The 17,988-nt window shown below is 61.1% G+C and carries 23 protein-coding genes and 1 pseudogene; all 24 read left to right on the plus strand.

Annotated elements, in window-relative coordinates:
• Nucleotides 1-47 precede the first annotated feature (47 nt).
• The 24 genes and pseudogenes from DW796_RS06955 to rplX all read left to right on the plus strand — a co-directional run bounded on the left by DW796_RS06955 (nt 48) and on the right by rplX (nt 17,673).
• On the plus strand, nt 48-284 hold the full coding sequence (locus DW796_RS06955; RefSeq protein ID WP_055285196.1) for an acyl carrier protein: 237 nt from the start codon (nt 48-50) through the stop codon (nt 282-284).
• 2 nt (nt 285-286) lie between these two features.
• A complete protein-coding gene (gene fabK, locus DW796_RS06960) occupies nt 287-1,231 on the plus strand; it encodes an enoyl-[acyl-carrier-protein] reductase FabK (protein WP_118094679.1) in 945 nt (314 codons plus the stop codon).
• Nucleotides 1,219-2,145: an ACP S-malonyltransferase gene (locus DW796_RS06965; RefSeq protein ID WP_117757103.1), complete on the plus strand. Its 927-nt coding sequence runs from the start codon at nt 1,219-1,221 to the stop codon at nt 2,143-2,145. The genes fabK and DW796_RS06965 overlap by 13 nt, the downstream gene beginning before the upstream one ends.
• A 30-nt stretch (nt 2,146-2,175) precedes the next feature.
• The gene (gene fabG / locus DW796_RS06970; protein WP_118094680.1) at nt 2,176-2,949 is read left to right on the plus strand and encodes a 3-oxoacyl-[acyl-carrier-protein] reductase; all 774 of its coding nucleotides are present in this window, start codon (nt 2,176-2,178) and stop codon (nt 2,947-2,949) included.
• 39 nt (nt 2,950-2,988) lie between these two features.
• The gene (gene fabF / locus DW796_RS06975; RefSeq protein WP_118094681.1) at nt 2,989-4,236 is read left to right on the plus strand and encodes a beta-ketoacyl-ACP synthase II; all 1,248 of its coding nucleotides are present in this window, start codon (nt 2,989-2,991) and stop codon (nt 4,234-4,236) included.
• Between the two features lie 3 nt (nt 4,237-4,239).
• A complete protein-coding gene (accB, locus tag DW796_RS06980) occupies nt 4,240-4,713 on the plus strand; it encodes an acetyl-CoA carboxylase biotin carboxyl carrier protein (RefSeq protein WP_118094682.1) in 474 nt (157 codons plus the stop codon).
• 9 nt (nt 4,714-4,722) lie between these two features.
• Nucleotides 4,723-5,145, plus strand: a complete 423-nt coding sequence (gene fabZ, locus DW796_RS06985; RefSeq protein ID WP_022094192.1) for a 3-hydroxyacyl-ACP dehydratase FabZ — start codon at nt 4,723-4,725, stop codon at nt 5,143-5,145.
• Nucleotides 5,146-5,155: 10 nt separating this feature from the next.
• Nucleotides 5,156-6,499 (plus strand): acetyl/propionyl/methylcrotonyl-CoA carboxylase subunit alpha, encoded by a 1,344-nt coding sequence (locus tag DW796_RS06990; protein WP_118094683.1) that lies wholly within the window; start codon nt 5,156-5,158, stop codon nt 6,497-6,499.
• Nucleotides 6,486-8,210, plus strand: a complete 1,725-nt coding sequence (accD, locus tag DW796_RS06995) for an acetyl-CoA carboxylase, carboxyltransferase subunit beta (protein ID WP_118094684.1) — start codon at nt 6,486-6,488, stop codon at nt 8,208-8,210. The genes DW796_RS06990 and accD overlap by 14 nt, the downstream gene beginning before the upstream one ends.
• A 40-nt stretch (nt 8,211-8,250) precedes the next feature.
• On the plus strand, nt 8,251-9,465 hold the full coding sequence (locus DW796_RS07000; RefSeq protein ID WP_118094685.1) for a PTS fructose transporter subunit IIB: 1,215 nt from the start codon (nt 8,251-8,253) through the stop codon (nt 9,463-9,465).
• Nucleotides 9,466-9,613: 148 nt separating this feature from the next.
• Nucleotides 9,614-10,768 carry a cation diffusion facilitator family transporter gene (locus tag DW796_RS07005; protein WP_233539697.1) on the plus strand — a complete coding sequence of 385 codons (1,155 nt, stop codon included), beginning with the start codon at nt 9,614-9,616 and terminating at the stop codon, nt 10,766-10,768.
• A 39-nt stretch (nt 10,769-10,807) separates the two neighbouring features.
• Entirely contained in the window at nt 10,808-11,434 is a 627-nt protein-coding gene (locus DW796_RS07010) for a histidine phosphatase family protein (RefSeq protein ID WP_118094687.1), read from the plus strand.
• A 450-nt stretch (nt 11,435-11,884) separates the two neighbouring features.
• Nucleotides 11,885-12,505: a 50S ribosomal protein L3 gene (gene rplC / locus DW796_RS07015; protein WP_089572481.1), complete on the plus strand. Its 621-nt coding sequence runs from the start codon at nt 11,885-11,887 to the stop codon at nt 12,503-12,505.
• 46 nt (nt 12,506-12,551) lie between these two features.
• Nucleotides 12,552-13,178 carry a 50S ribosomal protein L4 gene (rplD, locus tag DW796_RS07020; RefSeq protein WP_006235032.1) on the plus strand — a complete coding sequence of 209 codons (627 nt, stop codon included), beginning with the start codon at nt 12,552-12,554 and terminating at the stop codon, nt 13,176-13,178.
• A complete protein-coding gene (gene rplW, locus DW796_RS07025; protein WP_006235033.1) occupies nt 13,179-13,466 on the plus strand; it encodes a 50S ribosomal protein L23 in 288 nt (95 codons plus the stop codon).
• A 179-nt stretch (nt 13,467-13,645) separates the two neighbouring features.
• Nucleotides 13,646-14,476 carry a 50S ribosomal protein L2 gene (gene rplB / locus DW796_RS07030; protein ID WP_055250219.1) on the plus strand — a complete coding sequence of 277 codons (831 nt, stop codon included), beginning with the start codon at nt 13,646-13,648 and terminating at the stop codon, nt 14,474-14,476.
• Between the two features lie 32 nt (nt 14,477-14,508).
• A complete protein-coding gene (gene rpsS / locus DW796_RS07035) occupies nt 14,509-14,769 on the plus strand; it encodes a 30S ribosomal protein S19 (protein WP_006235035.1) in 261 nt (86 codons plus the stop codon).
• Nucleotides 14,770-14,783: 14 nt separating this feature from the next.
• On the plus strand, nt 14,784-15,155 hold the full coding sequence (rplV, locus tag DW796_RS07040; RefSeq protein WP_006235036.1) for a 50S ribosomal protein L22: 372 nt from the start codon (nt 14,784-14,786) through the stop codon (nt 15,153-15,155).
• Between the two features lie 6 nt (nt 15,156-15,161).
• Complete coding sequence (gene rpsC, locus DW796_RS07045; protein ID WP_006235037.1) at nt 15,162-15,872, plus strand: 30S ribosomal protein S3; 711 nt, start codon at nt 15,162-15,164, stop codon at nt 15,870-15,872.
• A pseudogene (rplP, locus tag DW796_RS07050) lies at nt 15,872-16,267 on the plus strand (50S ribosomal protein L16); the annotation flags it as partial. The gene rpsC and the pseudogene rplP, both read left to right, overlap by 1 nt.
• A gap of 107 nt (nt 16,268-16,374) precedes the next feature.
• Nucleotides 16,375-16,590, plus strand: a complete 216-nt coding sequence (gene rpmC / locus DW796_RS07055; protein ID WP_006235039.1) for a 50S ribosomal protein L29 — start codon at nt 16,375-16,377, stop codon at nt 16,588-16,590.
• Between the two features lie 16 nt (nt 16,591-16,606).
• Complete coding sequence (rpsQ, locus tag DW796_RS07060; RefSeq protein WP_117802948.1) at nt 16,607-16,867, plus strand: 30S ribosomal protein S17; 261 nt, start codon at nt 16,607-16,609, stop codon at nt 16,865-16,867.
• A gap of 118 nt (nt 16,868-16,985) precedes the next feature.
• Nucleotides 16,986-17,354, plus strand: coding sequence for a 50S ribosomal protein L14 (gene rplN / locus DW796_RS07065; RefSeq protein WP_006235041.1), 369 nt, complete (start codon nt 16,986-16,988; stop codon nt 17,352-17,354).
• 13 nt (nt 17,355-17,367) lie between these two features.
• Nucleotides 17,368-17,673: a 50S ribosomal protein L24 gene (gene rplX / locus DW796_RS07070; RefSeq protein ID WP_099432059.1), complete on the plus strand. Its 306-nt coding sequence runs from the start codon at nt 17,368-17,370 to the stop codon at nt 17,671-17,673.
• Nucleotides 17,674-17,988 lie beyond the last annotated feature (315 nt).

Consider the following 17,988-nt stretch of genomic DNA (forward strand, 5'->3'; position numbering starts at 1 on the left):
CATAGGAAATGAAAACGCCCCTGGGGCACAAACAAAGGAGAACTACCATGGCAGATCAGAAGACCTTCGAGCGCGTTTGCGACGTTATCCGCGAGACCGCCGGCCTTGACGATGTCGAGATGAAGCCCGAGTCCACGCTCGAGGAGATTGGCCTCGACAGCCTGGGTACCGTCGAGATCCTCGTTGCCGTCGAGGACGAGTTTGGCATTGAGCTCGATACCGAGGAGAACCCCAAGACGGTCGGCGAGTTCGTCGATACGGTCGAGGCGGCATTGGAGAAGTAGTGATGCTCAAGTCTCCTCTCTGCGATCTGCTCGGCATCGAAAAGCCCGTGTTCCAGGGCGGTATGGCCTGGATCGCCGACGCCTCGCTGGCGTCCGCAGTGTCCGAGGCGGGCGGCTTAGGGATTATCGCGGCCATGAACGCCGACGCCAACTGGCTGCGCGACCAGATTCATGAGCTGCGCGCCAGGACGGATAAGCCCTTTGGCGTCAACGTCATGCTCATGAGCCCGTTTGCCGACGAGGTCGCGCGGGTCGTGATTGACGAGCGGGTGCCGGTCGTCGTGACGGGTGCCGGCAATCCCACCAAGTACATGAAGGCGTGGAACGAGGCGGGCATCAAGGTCATCCCGGTCGTTGCCTCGGTGGCGCTGGCGCGTCTCGTGGCGCGTCGTGGAGCCACTGCCGTGGTTGCCGAGGGTACCGAATCAGGCGGCCATATTGGCGAGACCTCGACGATGGCACTGGTGCCACAGGTTGTCGATGCGGTCGATATTCCCGTGGTTGCGGCTGGCGGTATCGCCGATGGCCGCGGCGTGGCGGCCGCCTTTATGCTGGGCGCCGCCGGCGTGCAGGTGGGTACGCGCTTTCTGATCGCAGATGAGTGCACCGTATCGGAGCAGTACAAGGAGATGGTCCTGAAGGCCAACGACACCTCGACGCGTGCGACCGGCCGCTCGACGGGACACCCGGTGCGTGCCCTCAAGAGCCCCTTCACTAACGCCTACGCCAAGAGCGAGGCGGCGGGCGTAAGCGTCGAGGAGCTCGGGGCCATGGGCACGGGCGCCCTTCGCAAGGCCGCCAAGGACGGCGATTACGAAGAGGGCTCGTTTTTGTGTGGACAGATTGCCGGCATGGTCAACGAGCGCCAAAGTGCACGTGAAATCGTTGACGACCTAGTCGATGGCGCCGAGCACGTCCTGAAGGGTGCGTGCGCATGGGTGGCGTAGCGTTTCTGTTTGCCGGCCAGGGCGCCCAGCACCCCGCGATGGGCGTCGACCTGATCGAGGCATCGCCGGCGGCCGCCGAGGTGTTCGCCATTGTCGACGAGGTGCGCCCGGGGACCAGTGAGCAGTGCCGAAGCGCCTCCAAGGAGGAACTCTCGCAGACCGAGAACACGCAGCCGTGCGTGTTCGTTCACGATCTGGCAGCGGCTGCCGCCCTGCGTGAGCGCGGCGTGGTACCTGCCGCCTGTGCGGGTTTTTCGCTTGGCGAGGTCGCCGCGCTCACCTTTGCGGGGGCGTTCGATACGCGAGCGGGCTTTGAGCTCGTGTGCGAGCGCGCGGCGCTGATGGCCGCGGCTGCCGAGCGCCATCCGGGCGGCATGCGCGCCGTCATCAAGCTCGATGCGGCGCAAGTCGAGAACCTGGCAAAACAGGCCGGCGAGGACTGCTGGCCGGTCAACTACAACAGTCCGCAGCAGACGGTTGTTGCCGGAGCGCCCGAGGCGCTGCAGGAGCTCGACGTCCTAGTAAAAGAGGCTGGCGGCCGCGCTATGAAAGTCGCGGTGTCGGGCGCATTTCATAGCCCCTATATGGCCGAGGCGACTGAGGGGCTGGCGACGTATATCCAAGCCGGCCACGCGCCGTCACCGCTGCTGATTCCGGTCATGGCAAACATGACGGCGGCGCCCTATCCGGCGGACCCGCGAGCGGCATCGGATGTCTTGGCCAATCAGGTGAGTCATGCCGTTCGTTGGGTCGACACGCTGCATACTCTGCAGAATCAGGGCATCGACACGTTTATTGAGGTCGGCCCTGGCAAAACGCTGTCGGGCCTGGTCAAGCGTACGCTGAGCGACGTTCGCGTGTATTCGTGCGAAACGGCCGAGCAGGTCGCAGCTATTGCCGACGAGCTCGCATAGTCCACAGGGCTGTAACCCGAAAGGAATGACATGGGCAACTTGAACAACGGCGCGCTCGGGCGCGACGGATCGCGCCGCGTGGCGCTGGTCACGGGCGGCTCACGCGGCATTGGTCGCTCTTGTGCCGTGGGCCTGGCGGAGGATGGCTACGATATCGCCGTCGTTTATGCCGGCAGCGTCGATGCGGCGTGCGAGGCGTGCGAGGCCTGCGAGGCGGCTGGCGCCACGGCGCGCGCATATCAATGTGACGTGGCCGATCCCGCCGCCGTCAACACGTGCGTGGAGACGGTCCTCAACGACTTTGGCTCCATTTGGGCGCTCGTCAACAACGCCGGCATCACGCGCGACGGCCTGTTCATGCGTATGGGCGACGATGCCTTCGACCGCGTGCTCGATGTCAATCTCAAGGGCACGTTCAATACGACGCGCGCGCTCGCCAAGACCTTTATGCGCCAGCGCGGCGGTTGCGTCATCAACATGAGCTCGGTTGTGGGCCTGATGGGCAATGCCGGGCAGGCCAACTACGCTGCCTCCAAGGCGGGCGTGATAGGGCTTACCAAGGCGGTAGCGCGCGAGCTTGCGCCCCGCGGCGTACGAGTGAACGCGGTCGCCCCGGGGTTTGTCGAGACGGATATGACGTCAAAGCTCTCGGAGAAGGTTCGCGCGGCAACCGAGGAGCAGATTCCCCTAAAGCGCATGGCGCGCCCCGAGGAAGTGGCCGGCGTGGTGCGCTTTCTGGCGAGCGATGCGGCTTCCTACATTACGGGCGAGGTTGTACGCGTCGACGGCGGAATGGCGATGTAGAAACCAGGGCCGAAGAACGGCTTGGATGAGGAGACCATGATGGAACAGAGAGTTGCAATCACCGGCATAGGTGCCGTATCGCCGCTCGGCAACACCGCGCTTGCCACCTGGGCGGCCATGTGTGCCGGGACCTGTGGCATCGGCCCGATTACGCACTTCGATACGGATGCGTTTGCTGTCAAGGTGGCGGCCGAGGTCAAGGGCTTTGACGGCAACGAGTACTTTGGCAAGCGTGACGCCAAGCATCTCGACCCCTGCGTTCAGTTTGCGATGGCGGCTTCGGACGAGGCCATGCACGATGCGGGCTTTGATGTCGAAGGCGCCATCGATCGAGAGCGCCTGGGCGTCTACGTGGGCTCGGGTGTGGGCGGCATGCAGACACTCGTCGACAACGTCCACGCGATCGCCGATCGGGGGCCTCGTCGCGCATCGCCTTACATGATCGCGATGATGATTCCCAACATGGCTTCGGGCAACATCGCGATTCGCCATAAGGCAAAGGGCCCGACCCTACCCGTCGTGACTGCCTGCGCGACTTCTGCCCATGCGGTGGGTGAGGCGTTCCGCGCCATCAAGCACGGCTATGCCGACGCGATCCTCGCGGGCGGCGCCGAGGCCGCAATTATCCCCGATGCCGTTGCGGGCTTTACGTCCTGCCGCGCATTGACCACCAACCCCGATCCTGCGACGGCTTGTCGTCCGTTCGATGCGAATCGCGACGGCTTTGTGATGGGCGAGGGCGCCTGCGTGCTCGTGCTCGAGAGCATGGAACATGCGCAGGCGCGCGGTGCGCACATTTATGCCGAGGTCGTGGGCTACGGCAACACCGATGATGCCTATCACATCACGAGCCCCGATCCCGAGGCTGCCGGCATTGCCCGTGCGATATCGCTGGCGGTGGCCGAGGGCGACGTTAAGCCTTCCGAGGGCCTCTACATCAACGCTCACGGCACCTCGACTAAACTCAACGATTCGTCCGAGACGGCGGGCATTAAGCGTGCACTCGGCGAGGACGCGGCACGCGCCGCGCACGTCTCGTCGACCAAGTCGATGACGGGGCACATGATCGGTGCCACGGGGGCCATCGAGGTCATGGCCTGTGCCATGGCGCTCGAGCAGGGCGTGGTGCCCCCGACCATTAACTACCACACGCCCGATCCCGCCTGCGATCTTGATTACACGCCTAATCGTGCGGTTCGCGCCGACCTTACCTGGGCGCTTTCGACCAACCTGGGCTTTGGCGGGCACAACGCCGCCATCGCGCTGCGTAGATATGCAAGGAGCTAGAGCATGGATTCCAAAAGACTTGCCGAGATAGCCGATGTTATGGAGGACCGCGGCCTCACGCGCGTGCGTGTTGAGGAGCCCGATGGCACCGCGGTCGAGCTCGAGCGCGCGAGTGCGGCGCAGCCGGTTGCCGTGCCCATGCCCGTGCCGAGTGCCATGGCCGCTCAAGTTACAGCTCCCACAGTCGCGCCTGCCGCACCGGAGCCCGCCGCGCAGGCGCCTGCCGCCGCACCGGAGCCCAAGGGCACCGAGGTGACCGCTCCCATGGTCGGCGTTTTCTATGCTGCCCCGGCGTCGGGCGACGAGCCGTTTGTGCACGTGGGCTCCAAGGTCAAGGCCGGCGAGACCCTCTGCATCATCGAGGCCATGAAGGTTCTCAACGAGGTAACGGCAGAGGCGGATGGCGAGGTGCTCGAGATCTGCGTGGCCGACGGCGACCTTGTGGAGTTTGGAAGCTGCCTCATGAGGATCGGATAGGTGATATCCATGAACAAAGAAGAGCTCAAGAAGCTGTTGCCGCATCGCGAACCGATGCTTTTGCTCGACGAGGCCGAGCTGGTGGGCGACGAGGCCCACGGCAAGATCACGATTACGGGTGACGAGTACTTTTTGCAGGGGCATTTTCCGGGAAACCCGGTAGTCCCCGGCGTGATTCAGTGCGAGATGCTCGCCCAAAACTGTTGCGTGCTGCTGATGGGCGACGAGGAGGCGCGCGGCGCGACGCCGTTCTATACGAGCCTCGATAAGGTGCGCTTTAAGCGTCCGGTGCGCCCGGGCGACACGGTTGATCTGGTGTGCACCATCACGCGTGCGCGCGGGCCGTTCCGCTTTGCGACGGGTACTGCGAGCGTCAACGGTGAGGTGTGCTGCCGCGCCGATATGTCTTTTGCACTCATGCACGAAAGTTAAGGAAGGCTTCATGTTCGACAAAGTGCTCATCGCCAACCGCGGAGAAGTCGCGGTCCGTGTTATCCGCGCGTGCCGCGATATGGGCATCAAGACCGTCGCCGTTTATTCCACGGCCGATGCGGACGCGCTACACGTGCAGCTTGCCGACGAGGCGTATTGCATCGGCGGCCCGCGTCTTGCCGAGAGCTACCTCAACGACGATGCCGTGCTCACCTGTGCCGTAAAGTCGGGAGCTAAGGCAATTCATCCCGGCTATGGCTTTTTCTCCGAGAAGGCGAGCTTTGTGCGCGACTGCGACAAGTACGGTCTGGCGTTTGTTGGTCCCTCGGCCGAGGTCATCGACAGCATGGGCGACAAGGATGCCGCACGTAGAACGGCTGCCGCGGCGGGCGTGCCCATCGTGCCGGGCTGCGATTTGCTCAAAAGCCCCGAGGAGGCGACGGCCGAGGCCGAGCGCATTGGCTGCCCCGTGCTTATTAAGGCGCGTGCAGGTGGTGGCGGTCGCGGCATTCGCAAGGTCGAGCGCGTGGAAGATGCGGCAAAGGCGTTCATCGAGGCGCGTGCCGAGGGCGAGGCCGTTTTTGGCGACGGCGAGTGCTACATGGAGAAGTTCGTCGCGCCGGCGCACCACGTTGAGGTGCAGATTATGGCCGATAAGCAGGGCCATGTGTTTTCGCTCGGCGAGCGCGAGTGCTCGGTGCAGCGCCGCAACCAAAAGCTGATCGAGGAGAGCCCCGCGCCGTGCCTCGACGGACGCGATGGTATTCGCGCGCGCATGCACAAGGCCGCGCGCGACCTGGCTCGTGCCGTTGGCTATGAGGGCGCTGGCACCATCGAGTTTCTGTACTCGGACGACGGCAATTTCTACTTTATGGAAATGAACACGCGTTTGCAGGTTGAGCATCCGGTTACGGAGTTTGTGACCGATACCGACCTGGTTAAGTGGCAGCTGCGCGTGGCTGCCGGCCAGCCTCTGCCCTTTGAGCAGGAGGACATACCAGTCCGCAATCATGCCATGGAGTGCCGCATCAATGCCGAAACACCGGACTTCCTGCCGTCATGCGGAACGGTCACTGCGTTGCGTGTACCGGGTGGTCCGTGTGTGCGCTGGGATTCGGCCATGTTTACCGGTGCAAAAGTTCCGCCGTACTACGACTCCATGCTCGGCAAGCTCATCGTGTGTGCGCCCACGCGCGACGGCGCCATTCGCAAGATGCGCTCGGCCCTGGGCGAGCTCGTGATTGAGGGCGTAAGCGAAAACAGCGAGCTTCAGCTCGACGTGCTGGCAAACGACGAGTTCTTGTCGGGCATGTATCACACCGATCTGATGGGGCATCTCTATGCTGATGAATAGAAAAGCGAAGACGGTCAATGTCCTTGAGGGGCCGATAACCGAGTCGTGCGCCGAGTTTCCCGCGCGCCACGTGTTTATCAAGTGCCCGGAGTGCCGCCGCGTGATCGATGAGGCGCGCCTGCACGACAACCTCGAGGTCTGCCCTCGCTGCGGTAAACACTTTCGCGTGAGCGGTCGCGCGCGCATGCGCATGACGGTCGACGAGGGCACGTTTGAGGAGTGGGATGCCGAACTGGCGTCAGAGGACTTCCTCTCGTTTCCCGGTTATGCCGACAAGCTTAAGAGCGCTTGCGAACGTTCGGGCGAGCGCGATGCCGTTGTGTGCGGCAGGGGCAAAATCTGCGGCTGCGATACCGCGCTCTTCTTTATGGATGCCAACTTTATGATGGGCTCGATGGGTTCCGTGGTGGGCGAAAAGATCTGTCGCGTCTTTGAACGCGCGATCGAGCTGGGATTGCCGGTCGTCGGCTTTACCGTTTCGGGCGGTGCGCGCATGCAAGAGGGCGTGACATCGCTTATGCAGATGGCCAAGATTTCTGCGGCGGTTAGGCGCCACAGCGAGGCGGGCGGCCTGTATATCACGGTGCTCACCGATCCCACGACCGGAGGCGTAACCGCGAGCTTTGCCATGGAAGGCGACATTATCCTGGCCGAGCCCGATGCCCTGACGGCATTTGCCGGCCCGCGCGTGATCGAGCAGAACATGCACAAGCGTCTGCCCAAGGGATTCCAGCGCTCCGAGTTTTTGCTGGAGCACGGCTTTTGCGATGCCGTTGTTCCGCGTGGCGAGATTGCGCTCACGGTAGGCGAGCTGCTGGCGCTGCACGAAGGGCACGCGCCTGGCCTGGGGGCACCGCATGAAATCGTGCATGCGGTTCGCCGCGGCAAAAAGTTGGGACACTTGTTTAAGCGCTCGGCGGCACCAAAAACCGCGCTCGAGATTGTCAAGCAGACCCGCTCGGCAGATCGCGCCACGGCGGGTGAGATGGTCTCGCTGGGCCTGGATGGATTTGTGGAGCTGCACGGCGACCGTTACTTTGGCGACGACGCCGCTGTGGTGGCTGGCATTGGCTGGAAAGACGGACGCCCCGTAACGGTCATCGCCATCGAGCGCGGCACCACGACCAAAGAGCGCATGCGCCGCAACTTTGGCATGGCGCATCCCGAGGGCTACCGCAAAGCGCGTCGCCTGATGCGCCAGGCCGAAAAGTTTGGTCGACCGGTTCTGTGCCTGGTCGATACTTCGGGCGCGTTTTGCGGCATCGGTGCCGAGGAGCGCGGCCAGGGCGAGGCGATTGCCCAGAATCTCATGGAGATGAGCGGCCTTAAGACGCCGATTGTCTCGGTGGTGACAGGCGAGGGCGGCTCTGGTGGCGCGCTGGCGCTGTCCGTGGCCGACCGCATCCTGATGCTCTCGAGCTCGGCCTATTCGGTCGTGAGCCCCGAGGCCTGTGCGTCGATCCTGTGGAAGGATACCGAGCGCGCGAATGAGGCCGCCGAGGCGCTGAAGCTCACAGCCCCCGATCTGTTGGCACTCGGCATCATCGACGGCATTGTTGACGATAGGGGCCTGTCGCATGAGGAGATCGCCGGTGCCGTCATGTCCTCGGCATTTGATGCCTTCGATACGCTTGAGCAGCTCGACGACGCGACCCTCACGAACCTCCGCTACGAAAAGTACCGCGCAATCGGTCAGTACCGCACGATGTGACAAAGGGACAGTCCGCATGTCACATTGGGAAAGGCGTTCCATGCCACAAGTTTCTAACACCTCGTTTACAACGACGGTTTCATCAAACGCCATGGCCGTGGTGGACTATCTGTCCAAAAGCATGATGTCGGCTCTGCCGTTTATTGTCTGCGCGGCATTGTTCCGCACCGTCGCCGTCATTATGGGCGAAGGCATGCTGGGCCTGTGGTCTGCCGATTCCGAAATCTATCGCCTGTTCTACAGTTGGCTCTACAACGCCGGCTACTACTTTTTGCCCATTTATCTTGGTTGGGCGGCCGCCCGCCAGCTCGGTTGCTCGGAGCAGCTGGGTATGATGCTGGGCGGCGTATTGATTGCACCCGATCTGCTTAAGCTTGTCGATGCCGCATCGACGGCGGGGGCATCGATGACTTATGTGTATGGTCTGGTTCCCGCGCCGGTCAACGATTACACGACGACTGTTATTCCGGTTCTCATCTCGGTGCCCGTGCTATGGCGAGTGGAGTGTTTCTTTCAGCGCATTATCCCCAAGGCCGTGGCGTTTTCGTTCGTTCCGTTTGCGACCATGCTTGTCATGGTTCCGGTTTCGCTGTGTATCACGGCGCCGGCGGGCAGCTATCTGGGCATGCTGCTGGGCCAGCTTATGTTTATGCTTGGCAATTCCGGTGGCGTCGTGTCGCTGCTCACGCTCATGGGGCTTGCCGCGGGTTGGGAGTTCCTAAAGATCGCGGGCGTCAGCAACGTTGTCCTATCGCTCGCCTATGCGCAGTTTATGAGTGTGGGAACGGATTCGTGCATCCTGATCGCCGCGACGATGGCAACGTTCGCCGTTTGGGGCATGCCCTTTGGCGCGTCGCTCCGCGTTGCGGATAAGGACGAGAAGGCGCTCATGCTGGGCTATTCAATCTCGGGTGTTCTTGGCGGCGTAAGCGAGCCGGCGCTGTACGGTTGCGGCTTTAAATATGGCAGGTGCCTGACGTGCATGGCCATTGGCGGCGCCGTCGGAGGCCTTGTTGCAGCCGTGGGCCACGTTACGGCCTATACCATCGGCATGACAAATGTCCTCATGGTCATTGGCTTTGCCACGGGCGGCATCTCGAACCTGCTGTGGTGCTGCGTTGCCGGCGGTGTGGCATTTGCGGTGTCTGCGGCGCTGAGCTACTGCTTTGGCGTGGTGCCGGCGAAGGGGTGGGCGGCAGAAGACGAAGCCGATTCGCCCGAAACAGTGGCGAGCGCTGCTGAAGTAAGCGCATAAACCTGTGCGACAAAGGACGATTCCTTTGTCATGTTCCAAGGCCGTGGCTCGTGTGGGTTGCGGCCTTTTTGTATCTGGAGGACAAAGTGGCTACACTACAATCCGTTTGAGCAATAGATATTAGGTAGTACCGTGGGGACTGATGAGGATGGTCGAGTGGATTGTTCGTCGTGCGCAGGGCGACCGTGCGCGCGTGGGCACGTTGACGGGCGTGGTGTGTATTCTCGCCAATGTGGCACTATGCGCTGCGAAGGGTGCAATTGGCGTGCTGTCGGGATCGGTTTCGATCGTGGCGGATGCCATGAACAACCTGTCCGACGCCAGCTCGAACATCGTGAGCGTGCTGGGCTTTAAGCTGGCGGGCAAGCCAGCAGACCCCGAGCATCCTTACGGCCATGGCCGCTACGAGTATCTCTCGGGTCTGGTCGTGGCGGCGCTCGTGCTGCTGATCGGCCTTGAGCTTATCAAGTCCTCGGTTGAGCGCGTCATCCAACCCGAACCTGTCGAGTTCTCGCTTGCCCTGGTGGCAGTCCTTGCGCTTTCGATGGTCGTTAAGCTGTGGATGGCGGCCCTCAACCAAAAGCTCGGCGATCGCATTGAGTCCGAGACGCTGCATGCGACCGCTCAGGACTCAAAGAACGATGTCCTAGCCACGGGCGCCGTGTTAGCGTGCGCAATTGTTTCGCAGGTGACGCACATCAATCTTGATGCATGGGTTGGACTTGCCGTTGGCGCCTATATCGGCTGGAGCGGCTTTGAGCTCATCCAAGATACGGTGAGCCCGCTTTTGGGCCAGGCGCCCGATCCCAAGCTGGTCAAGCACATTCGAGACAAGATCATGAGCTACCCCGGCGTTTTGGGCGTTCACGACCTGATGGTTCACGACTACGGCCCGGGCAGGAAGTTCGCAAGCGCTCATGCCGAGATGGCAGCCGAGGCCAGCCCGCTGGAAAGTCACGACACGCTCGATAACATCGAGCGGTCGTTTAGGAACGAAGACGGTATGATCGTCACGCTCCATTACGACCCCATCGTGACCGACGACCCCAAAGTGGCGAGCATGCATCTGCGCATCAACGCTATGGCTCAAGAGATCGATAGCCGCCTCTCGATCCACGACCTGCGCTGTGTTCCGGGCCCCACGCACACCAATGTGATTTTTGACTGCATGCGACCCTCGGATTTGGCGATGAACGCCGAGGACCTAAAGCGCGCGTTGGCGAAACGTGTCGAATCCGAATATCCTAAGTCGATTGCCAAGATCACGATCGACGAAGACTATGTCGGCCATGCCCACGAGTAGGGCTGCGCCGGTAAAGCAAGTTATACAGAAGGGGAGAGCATGAAGCGTCTATATCTACTCCGCCACGGCCAGACAGAATTCAACGTTAAAAAGCTGGTCCAGGGCCGCTGCGATTCTCCGTTGACCGACCTGGGCCGCAAACAAGCGGGAATGGCAGCCGCATGGCTCAAGGACCACGACGTCGTTCCCGACAAAGTGGTCTCTTCGCCCTTAGGCCGAGCCATGGACACGGCAAGTCTTGTCGCAACCGAACTCCTCGGCCTTGATGCAGCAGTCGAGCCCTGCGGAGGCATCATCGAGCGCAGCTACGGCTCCTTCGAAGAGGGTCCCCACGATGCGCTGCCCACCGACGTCTGGGATCCAGGCGAGGACTTGGTTCCCTTTGGAGGAGAAGGAAGTCATGCCCTGCAGGAGCGCATGGTAGGCACTCTCACCAATCTCATGGGCGCCGAGGGCATCGAAACCCTCCTAGCAGTAAGCCACGGCAGCGCCAGCCGCCAATTCATCAAGGCCGCAGCCCCAGAGGGCTTCGAGCTCCCAACAAAACTCCCCAACTGCGCCATCATGATCTTCGATTTTGAAGAGGCAAAGCCACAAGCAGAAGGCGAGCCCCATCAATGTAAGTTCACCCTTCAGCAAATAGTGGACCCCCAACAAAGTCATTAGCCTGAGCGAGCAAGGTTTAGCAGACATCAACGTGGCGTCTCCCGAGCACGGCGGAGGGCCGGAGAAATATATTAAGGTCATCGCGAGTTCCGCACGCAAAGGAGAGCACTTAATGTGCTCTCCGTCTTGCGCAGGACTGTAGAGCAGGGACCTTAATATATTTCTCCGGCCCTCCGCCGTGCTCGGGAGCCATCCACGCACTTTACCTGCGTAAACAATGTGAGTGAAATATGAATCTCGATGGATACGCCCGTAGCCGTGTATACTAAACAGCTGTGTGTAACCAGGGGAGTATTCTGGCTGGACAAAATGCCTGCTTAATAGGGTTGTCAGGTAGTCTGGGCGAAATACAAGGCTGGGGAGCACGTCGTGTAAGTAGTGGTCCTCTAGGGGCGTACGCTCGGTGGTGTACGCATTGTCCCAAGACCACGCGAGAGTTGGGATCATATCTTGATCAGCATGATTCTCGGCCGCAAGATTGGCATGACCCAGGTTTGGGACGAGAACGATAACGTCGTTCCCGTCACGGTCATCCAGGCTGGCCCCTGCGCTGTCTCGCAGGTTAAAACTCAGGCAACTGACGGCTATGACGCCGTCCAGATTGGTTTCGGCGACATCAAGGCCAAGAACGTGAACAAGCCCATGGCTGGTCACTTCGCCAAGGCCGGCGTCGAGCCTGTCCGCTTCCTTCGTGAGGTCCGCGTCGAGAACGGCGAGGAGCACAAGGTCGGCGAGGTCGTCACCGTCGCTGATTTCGCTGATGTCGAGAAGGTCGACGTCATCGGTACCTCCAAGGGTAAGGGCTTCCAGGGTCGCATCAAGCGCTGGGGTCAGCGCCGCGGTCCTATGACGCATGGTTCTCACTTCCAGCGTCACCCCGGTTCTATCGGTCAGTGCGCCTATCCTGCACGCGTCCTCAAGGGCGTCAAGATGGCCGGTCACATGGGTAACGAGCGCGTTACCGTCAAGAACCTTTCCGTTGTCCGCATCGATGCCGAGCAGAACCTCATCTTGGTCAAGGGCGCTGTCCCGGGTGCCAAGAATGGTCTCGTCGCCATCCGTATGGCCTAAGGGCCCAGCCCATTTAGCCCAGCGTCATACCAAGGAGAACACTTAAATGGCAAAGTTTGAAGTAAAGAACAGCGAGGGCAAGAAGGTCGCCGAGGCCGAGCTCGCCGCTGAGGTGTACGGCATCGAGCCGAACATCCACGTTATGCACCACATCGTCAAGTGCCAGATGGCCTCTTGGCGTCAGGGCACCCAGTCTGCTAAGGGTCGCTCTGAGGTTTCCGGTGGCGGCAAGAAGCCTTGGCGTCAGAAGGGCACCGGCCGTGCCCGCCAGGGTTCCATCCGTGCTGCCCAGTGGCGTCACGGTGGCGTTGTCTTCGCCCCCAAGCCCCGTTCCTACGCTAAGCGTATGAACAACAAGGAGGTCAAGCTGGCTATGCGCTCCGCGCTGTCCGCCAAGCTGGCCGATGGCGAGCTCGTGCTCGTCGACGACTACGGCTTCGAGAAGCCTTCCACCAAGGCTGCCGTCGCCATGCTCAAGGCTCTCGGCCTTGAGGGCAAGCGTCTGACCATCATCGTTCGCGATGAGGACGTCAACGCCTACCTGTCGTTCCGCAACATTCCCAAGACGTTCATCATCACTGCCGACGAGGCCAACACCTACGATCTCGTCAACAACAACGCCGTGCTGATGCCCGCCGACATCGCCGCTCACTTCGGGGAGGTGCTTGCATAAATGACCGCCCACGAGATCATCATCCGTCCGATCGTGTCCGAGCGTTCCTTCTCCGGCATGGAGCAGAACAAGTACACGTTCGAGGTCGCCAAGGATGCTAACAAGTATCAGATCAAGGACGCTGTCGAGGAGATCTTCGGCGTCAAGGTCGTTCGCGTGAACACCCTGACGGTCAAGCCCAAGACCAAGCGCGTGCGCTATGTCGCTGGCAAGACCCGTTCTTGGAAGAAGGCCATCGTCACGCTGGCCGAGGGCGACACCATCGAGGTCTTTGGCAACCAGGCCTAAGACTCGCTGCTGTTGAGTGAGCTCATGCCTCCCAAATAGGGGAGGCGAGAGCTCAAGGTTTTGGGCGTATAAAATGGACACGCCCGGAACCGTGTATACGTCCGGTGTCATCGCACCCGAGGCAGAACCTCGAATCCCTGTCTGCGATGGCTAACGGATTCCTATTGAAAGGGATTGTAATGGCTGTAAAGCACCTTAAGCCGACCTCCGCTGGTAGGCGTTGGCAGACGATCTCCGATTTCTCCGAGATCACCTGCACCAAGCCTGAGAAGTCTCTTCTCGAGCCCCTGCCCAAGAAGGCCGGTCGTAACAACAACGGCCGCATCACCACCCGCCACCAGGGCGGCGGCGTGAAGCGTCGTTACCGCGTGATCGACTTCAAGCGCAACAAGGACGGCGTGCCCGCCAAGGTTGCCACGATCGAGTACGATCCGAACCGTTCCGCTCGCATCGCTCTGCTGCACTACGCTGACGGTGAGAAGCGCTACATCCTGGCCCCCAAGGGCCTCGAGGTCGGTCAGACCATCATGTCCGGTTCTGACGCCGACATCAAGCCGGGCAACGCTCTGCCCCTCGCCGACATCCCCGTCGGTACGCTCATCCACGCCGTCGAGTTCCAGCCGGGCAAGGGCGCCGCTATCGCCCGTTCCGCCGGTAACTCCTGCCAGCTGATGGGTAAGGAGGGCAAGTACGCTATCGTCCGTATGCCTTCCTCCGAGATGCGCCGCATCCTCGTTACCTGCCGCGCCACCGTCGGTGAGGTCGGCAACGCCGATCACGCCAACATCGTCATCGGCAAGGCCGGCCGTAAGCGTCACATGAACGTGCGCCCGACCGTCCGCGGTACCGTCATGAACCCTGTCGACCACCCGCACGGCGGTGGCGAGGGCAAGAACCACACCTCTGGTCGTCCCTCTGTTACCCCCTGGGGTAAGCCGACGAAGGGCCTTCGTACGCGCAAGAAGAAGAAGGTCTCGAACCAGCACATCATTCGTCGCCGTAAGAAGTAATTTCGGATACCGAGTTTTAGGAGAAAGCACTTATGAGCAGAAGTCTCAAAAAGGGCCCGTTCGTGGAGACTCGCCTTCTCTCGCGTATCACCGCGATGAACGAGGCTGGCAAGAAGGACGTCGTGAAGACCTGGTCCCGCGCGTCCACCATCTTCCCCGAGATGGTTGGTCACACCATCGCCGTCCACGACGGCCGCAAGCATGTGCCCGTGTATGTTACCGAGTCCATGGTTGGTCACAAGCTCGGCGAGTTCGCGCCGACTCGTACGTTCCGTGGCCACAAGGCCAAATAGGGGGTTAACCGTAAATGGCAACTAAGTCTATTGAAACTGAGGCCACCGAGGTTCGCGCCGTCGCTAAGTACGTGCGTGTTTCCCCCAGCAAGGCCCGCCTGGTGGTCGATCTGATTCGCCGCAAGCCTGTCGCTCAGGCCTTCGACATCCTCCACTTCTGCGACCGCGCCGTCGCCGTGGATGTCGAGAAGGTTCTCCGTTCCGCCGTTGCGAACGCCGAGAACAACAACGGTCTGCGTGCCGACAACCTGGTTGTCGCCGCTGCCTATGTTGACGAGGGTCCGACGCTTAAGCGCATCCGTCCCCGCGCCAAGGGTTCCGCTTCTCGCATTCTGAAGCGTACTTCCCACATCACCGTCGTCGTTGCTCCTCGAAAGGAGGCGTAAAGCTGTATGGGTCAGAAAGTCTACCCCACCGGCTTCCGTCTTGGCATCACCGAGAACTGGCGCTCCCGCTGGTTCGCAGAGAAGGATTACGCTAAGACCCTCGGTAACGATCTCGAGATCCGCAAGTACCTCGAGAAGCGTCTTTCCCGCGCAGCTGTCTCCCGCGTCGAGATCGAGCGCGCTGGCGACAAGGTGAAGGTCATCATCCTCACCGCTCGCCCCGGCGTTGTCATCGGTAAGAAGGGTGCCGAGATCGATACCCTCCGCACCGAGCTCGAGAAGGTCGCTGGCGTCTCCAAGGGCCAGCTCTCCGTCGACGTTGTCGAGATCAAGCGCCCCGAGCTCGACGCCAATCTCGTTGCTCAGTCTATCGCCGAGCAGCTCGAGGGCCGCGTTGCCTTCCGTCGCGCCATGCGCAAGGCTGTCCAGTCTGCCCGCAAGGCCGGCGCTAAGGGCATCCGTATCCAGTGCTCCGGTCGTCTCGGCGGTGCCGAGATGGGCCGTCGTGAGTGGTACCGCGAGGGTCGCGTGCCTCTGCACACCCTCCGTGCCAAGATCGACTACGGCACGGCTGTCGCCAGCACCACCATGGGCGCTTGCGGCGTGAAGGTCTGGATCTACCTGGGCGAGAAGCTCCCGGGCCAGCCTGTTCCCAACCCTGCACTCGAGGGCTCTTCCCGTCCTCGTCGTCGTAACTCCGAGAGGAGGGGTCAGTAGTGCTTGCCCCTAAGCGTATTCTTCACCGCAAGGTGCAGCGTGGCTCCATGAAGGGCCAGGCCAAGGGTAATACCGAGCTGCATTTCGGCGAGTTTGGTATCCAGGCTCTCGAGGCCCATTGGATCACCAACCGTCAGATCGAGGCCGCTCGTATTGCCATGACCCGCTACATGAAGCGTGGCGGTCGTGTCTACATCACGATCTTCCCCGATAAGCCCATCACCAAGAAGCCTGCCGAGACTCGCATGGGTTCTGGTAAGGGTAACCCCGAGGAGTGGGTGGCCGTCGTCAAGCCCGGCCGCATCATGTTCGAGGTCAAGGGTGTTCCCGAGGAGGTCGCTCGCGAGGCTCTGCGTCTTGCGCAGCACAAGCTCCCCATCAAGACCAAGATTGTTGCTGCCAAGAACGCTGAGCAGCGCATCGAGAAGGAGATGGCTGAGGAGGCCGCTCTCGAGGCCAAGTGGGCTGCTGAGGACGCCGCCGCCGCCAAGGAGGAGAACTAATGAAGCCCGCAGAGATTCGTGAGCTCTCGGACGCTCAGCTCGTTGAGAAGCTGAAGGAAATGCGCGCCGAGCTCTTTAACCTTCGTTTCCAGATGGCCACCAGCCAGCTGGACAACACCGCTCGCGTCAACACCGTGAAGAAGGACATCGCTCGCGTCCTCACGGAGCAGCGCGCCCGCGAGATCGCAGCGGAGAAGTCCGCTGTCGCCGAGTAGGACCTAAGGAGAGAACATGACTGATTCGCGTAACACGCGTAAGGTCCGTACGGGTGTCGTTACCTCCGTCTCCGGTGCCAAGACCATCGTTGTCACCGTCACCGAGCGCAAGCGTCACGCCAAGTACGGCAAGATGATGACCAGCTCCAAGAAGCTGCACGCTCACGACGAGGAGTGCACGGCTGGCGTGGGCGATACCGTCCGCGTTATGGAGACCCGTCCTATGTCCAAGATGAAGCGTTGGCGCCTCATCGAGGTCGTCGAGCGCGCTAAATAAGCAGTCGCTCTTACGACTTGTACGTTTCCGAAGATGTGCGTATGCCTGGCTTGCATACCACAGGCCGTATAAAGGCTGCGCACCTCTCTTCGGTTCTTAGTTCGGAGGAACATCTACCATGATTCAGATGCAAACCATGCTGAACGTCGCCGACAACTCCGGCGCTCGCAAGATTCGCTGCATCAAGGTGCTTGGCGGTTCCAAGCGTCGTTATGCAGGCATCGGCGATGTGTTCATCGGTGCTGTCCAGGAGGCTACCCCTGGCGCCAACGTCAAGAAGAAGGACGTTGTCCGTTGCGTCGTCGTTCGCACCGTTAAGGAGATCCGCCGCAAGGATGGCTCCTACATTCGCTTTGATGAGAACGCTTGCGTTGTCATCAACAACGATGGTTCGCCCGTCGGCACCCGTATCTTCGGGCCCGTCGCTCGCGAGCTTCGTGACAAGAAGTACATGAAGATCGTCTCGCTCGCTCCCGAGACCCTGTAGTTAGGGGAGATATATGTATATCAAGAAGGGCGATAAGGTCCAGGTTCTCTCTGGTAAGGATCGCGGCAAGCAGGGCGTTATCCTGCGTGCTCTCCCTGCCGAGAACAAGGTCGTTGTCGAGGGCGTTTCGGTCGTCAAGAAGGCCGTCAAGCCCAACGCTGCCAACCAGCAGGGCGGCATCGTTTCGCAGGAGGCTCCCATCGATGCCTCCAACGTCAATCTCGTCTGCCCCGAGTGCGGTAAGGTTACCCGCGTCGGTCACGAGAAGGACGGCAAGAACAAGCTGCGCGTCTGCAAGAAGTGCGGCCACAAGTTCTAAGCTGCCCGCAACATCAAGTTGCTAGCAAAGGCCCGGATGCCACGGCACCCGGGCCTTTTTCTATCCCCACTCGATGGATTCGGTTCTGCCGTCCCGTCATTCCGGTTGCCCCACTTTTCGGTGCCGTCTCGAATCGAGTGCCGCCAGGTGACACCCTGTCGCGTTTCGTCGGCTTCGGGGACAAAAGTCGGGACAACTCCAAAAACTATTTTCGAATTCAGGGCTTTGAGTTTTTGTTTTTGTCCCAAAGGGCGCGGCGGGATGCCTTTGGAGGCTCGATAGCGCCGAAAACGCCCGTTTTGAAACTTAAATGCC

Origin of the sequence: Collinsella sp. AM31-2AC (assembly GCF_003469285.1) — a bacterium.
Lineage (GTDB): Bacteria > Actinomycetota > Coriobacteriia > Coriobacteriales > Coriobacteriaceae > Collinsella > Collinsella aerofaciens_AT.

What these genes read in the sequence shown, in the direction of transcription:
- DW796_RS06955 (WP_055285196.1), top strand. Translation starts at nt 48, where the DNA reads ATGGCAGATCAGAAGACCTTCGAGCGCGTTTGCGACGTTATCCGCGAG.
- fabK (WP_118094679.1), top strand. Translation starts at nt 287, where the DNA reads ATGCTCAAGTCTCCTCTCTGCGATCTGCTCGGCATCGAAAAGCCCGTG.
- DW796_RS06965 (WP_117757103.1), top strand. Translation starts at nt 1,219, where the DNA reads ATGGGTGGCGTAGCGTTTCTGTTTGCCGGCCAGGGCGCCCAGCACCCC.
- fabG (WP_118094680.1), top strand. Translation starts at nt 2,176, where the DNA reads ATGGGCAACTTGAACAACGGCGCGCTCGGGCGCGACGGATCGCGCCGC.
- fabF (WP_118094681.1), top strand. Translation starts at nt 2,989, where the DNA reads ATGGAACAGAGAGTTGCAATCACCGGCATAGGTGCCGTATCGCCGCTC.
- accB (WP_118094682.1), top strand. Translation starts at nt 4,240, where the DNA reads ATGGATTCCAAAAGACTTGCCGAGATAGCCGATGTTATGGAGGACCGC.
- fabZ (WP_022094192.1), top strand. Translation starts at nt 4,723, where the DNA reads ATGAACAAAGAAGAGCTCAAGAAGCTGTTGCCGCATCGCGAACCGATG.
- DW796_RS06990 (WP_118094683.1), top strand. Translation starts at nt 5,156, where the DNA reads ATGTTCGACAAAGTGCTCATCGCCAACCGCGGAGAAGTCGCGGTCCGT.
- accD (WP_118094684.1), top strand. Translation starts at nt 6,486, where the DNA reads ATGCTGATGAATAGAAAAGCGAAGACGGTCAATGTCCTTGAGGGGCCG.
- DW796_RS07000 (WP_118094685.1), top strand. Translation starts at nt 8,251, where the DNA reads ATGCCACAAGTTTCTAACACCTCGTTTACAACGACGGTTTCATCAAAC.
- DW796_RS07005 (WP_233539697.1), top strand. Translation starts at nt 9,614, where the DNA reads ATGGTCGAGTGGATTGTTCGTCGTGCGCAGGGCGACCGTGCGCGCGTG.
- DW796_RS07010 (WP_118094687.1), top strand. Translation starts at nt 10,808, where the DNA reads ATGAAGCGTCTATATCTACTCCGCCACGGCCAGACAGAATTCAACGTT.
- rplD (WP_006235032.1), top strand. Translation starts at nt 12,552, where the DNA reads ATGGCAAAGTTTGAAGTAAAGAACAGCGAGGGCAAGAAGGTCGCCGAG.
- rplW (WP_006235033.1), top strand. Translation starts at nt 13,179, where the DNA reads ATGACCGCCCACGAGATCATCATCCGTCCGATCGTGTCCGAGCGTTCC.
- rplB (WP_055250219.1), top strand. Translation starts at nt 13,646, where the DNA reads ATGGCTGTAAAGCACCTTAAGCCGACCTCCGCTGGTAGGCGTTGGCAG.
- rpsS (WP_006235035.1), top strand. Translation starts at nt 14,509, where the DNA reads ATGAGCAGAAGTCTCAAAAAGGGCCCGTTCGTGGAGACTCGCCTTCTC.
- rplV (WP_006235036.1), top strand. Translation starts at nt 14,784, where the DNA reads ATGGCAACTAAGTCTATTGAAACTGAGGCCACCGAGGTTCGCGCCGTC.
- rpsC (WP_006235037.1), top strand. Translation starts at nt 15,162, where the DNA reads ATGGGTCAGAAAGTCTACCCCACCGGCTTCCGTCTTGGCATCACCGAG.
- rpmC (WP_006235039.1), top strand. Translation starts at nt 16,375, where the DNA reads ATGAAGCCCGCAGAGATTCGTGAGCTCTCGGACGCTCAGCTCGTTGAG.
- rpsQ (WP_117802948.1), top strand. Translation starts at nt 16,607, where the DNA reads ATGACTGATTCGCGTAACACGCGTAAGGTCCGTACGGGTGTCGTTACC.
- rplN (WP_006235041.1), top strand. Translation starts at nt 16,986, where the DNA reads ATGATTCAGATGCAAACCATGCTGAACGTCGCCGACAACTCCGGCGCT.
- rplX (WP_099432059.1), top strand. Translation starts at nt 17,368, where the DNA reads ATGTATATCAAGAAGGGCGATAAGGTCCAGGTTCTCTCTGGTAAGGAT.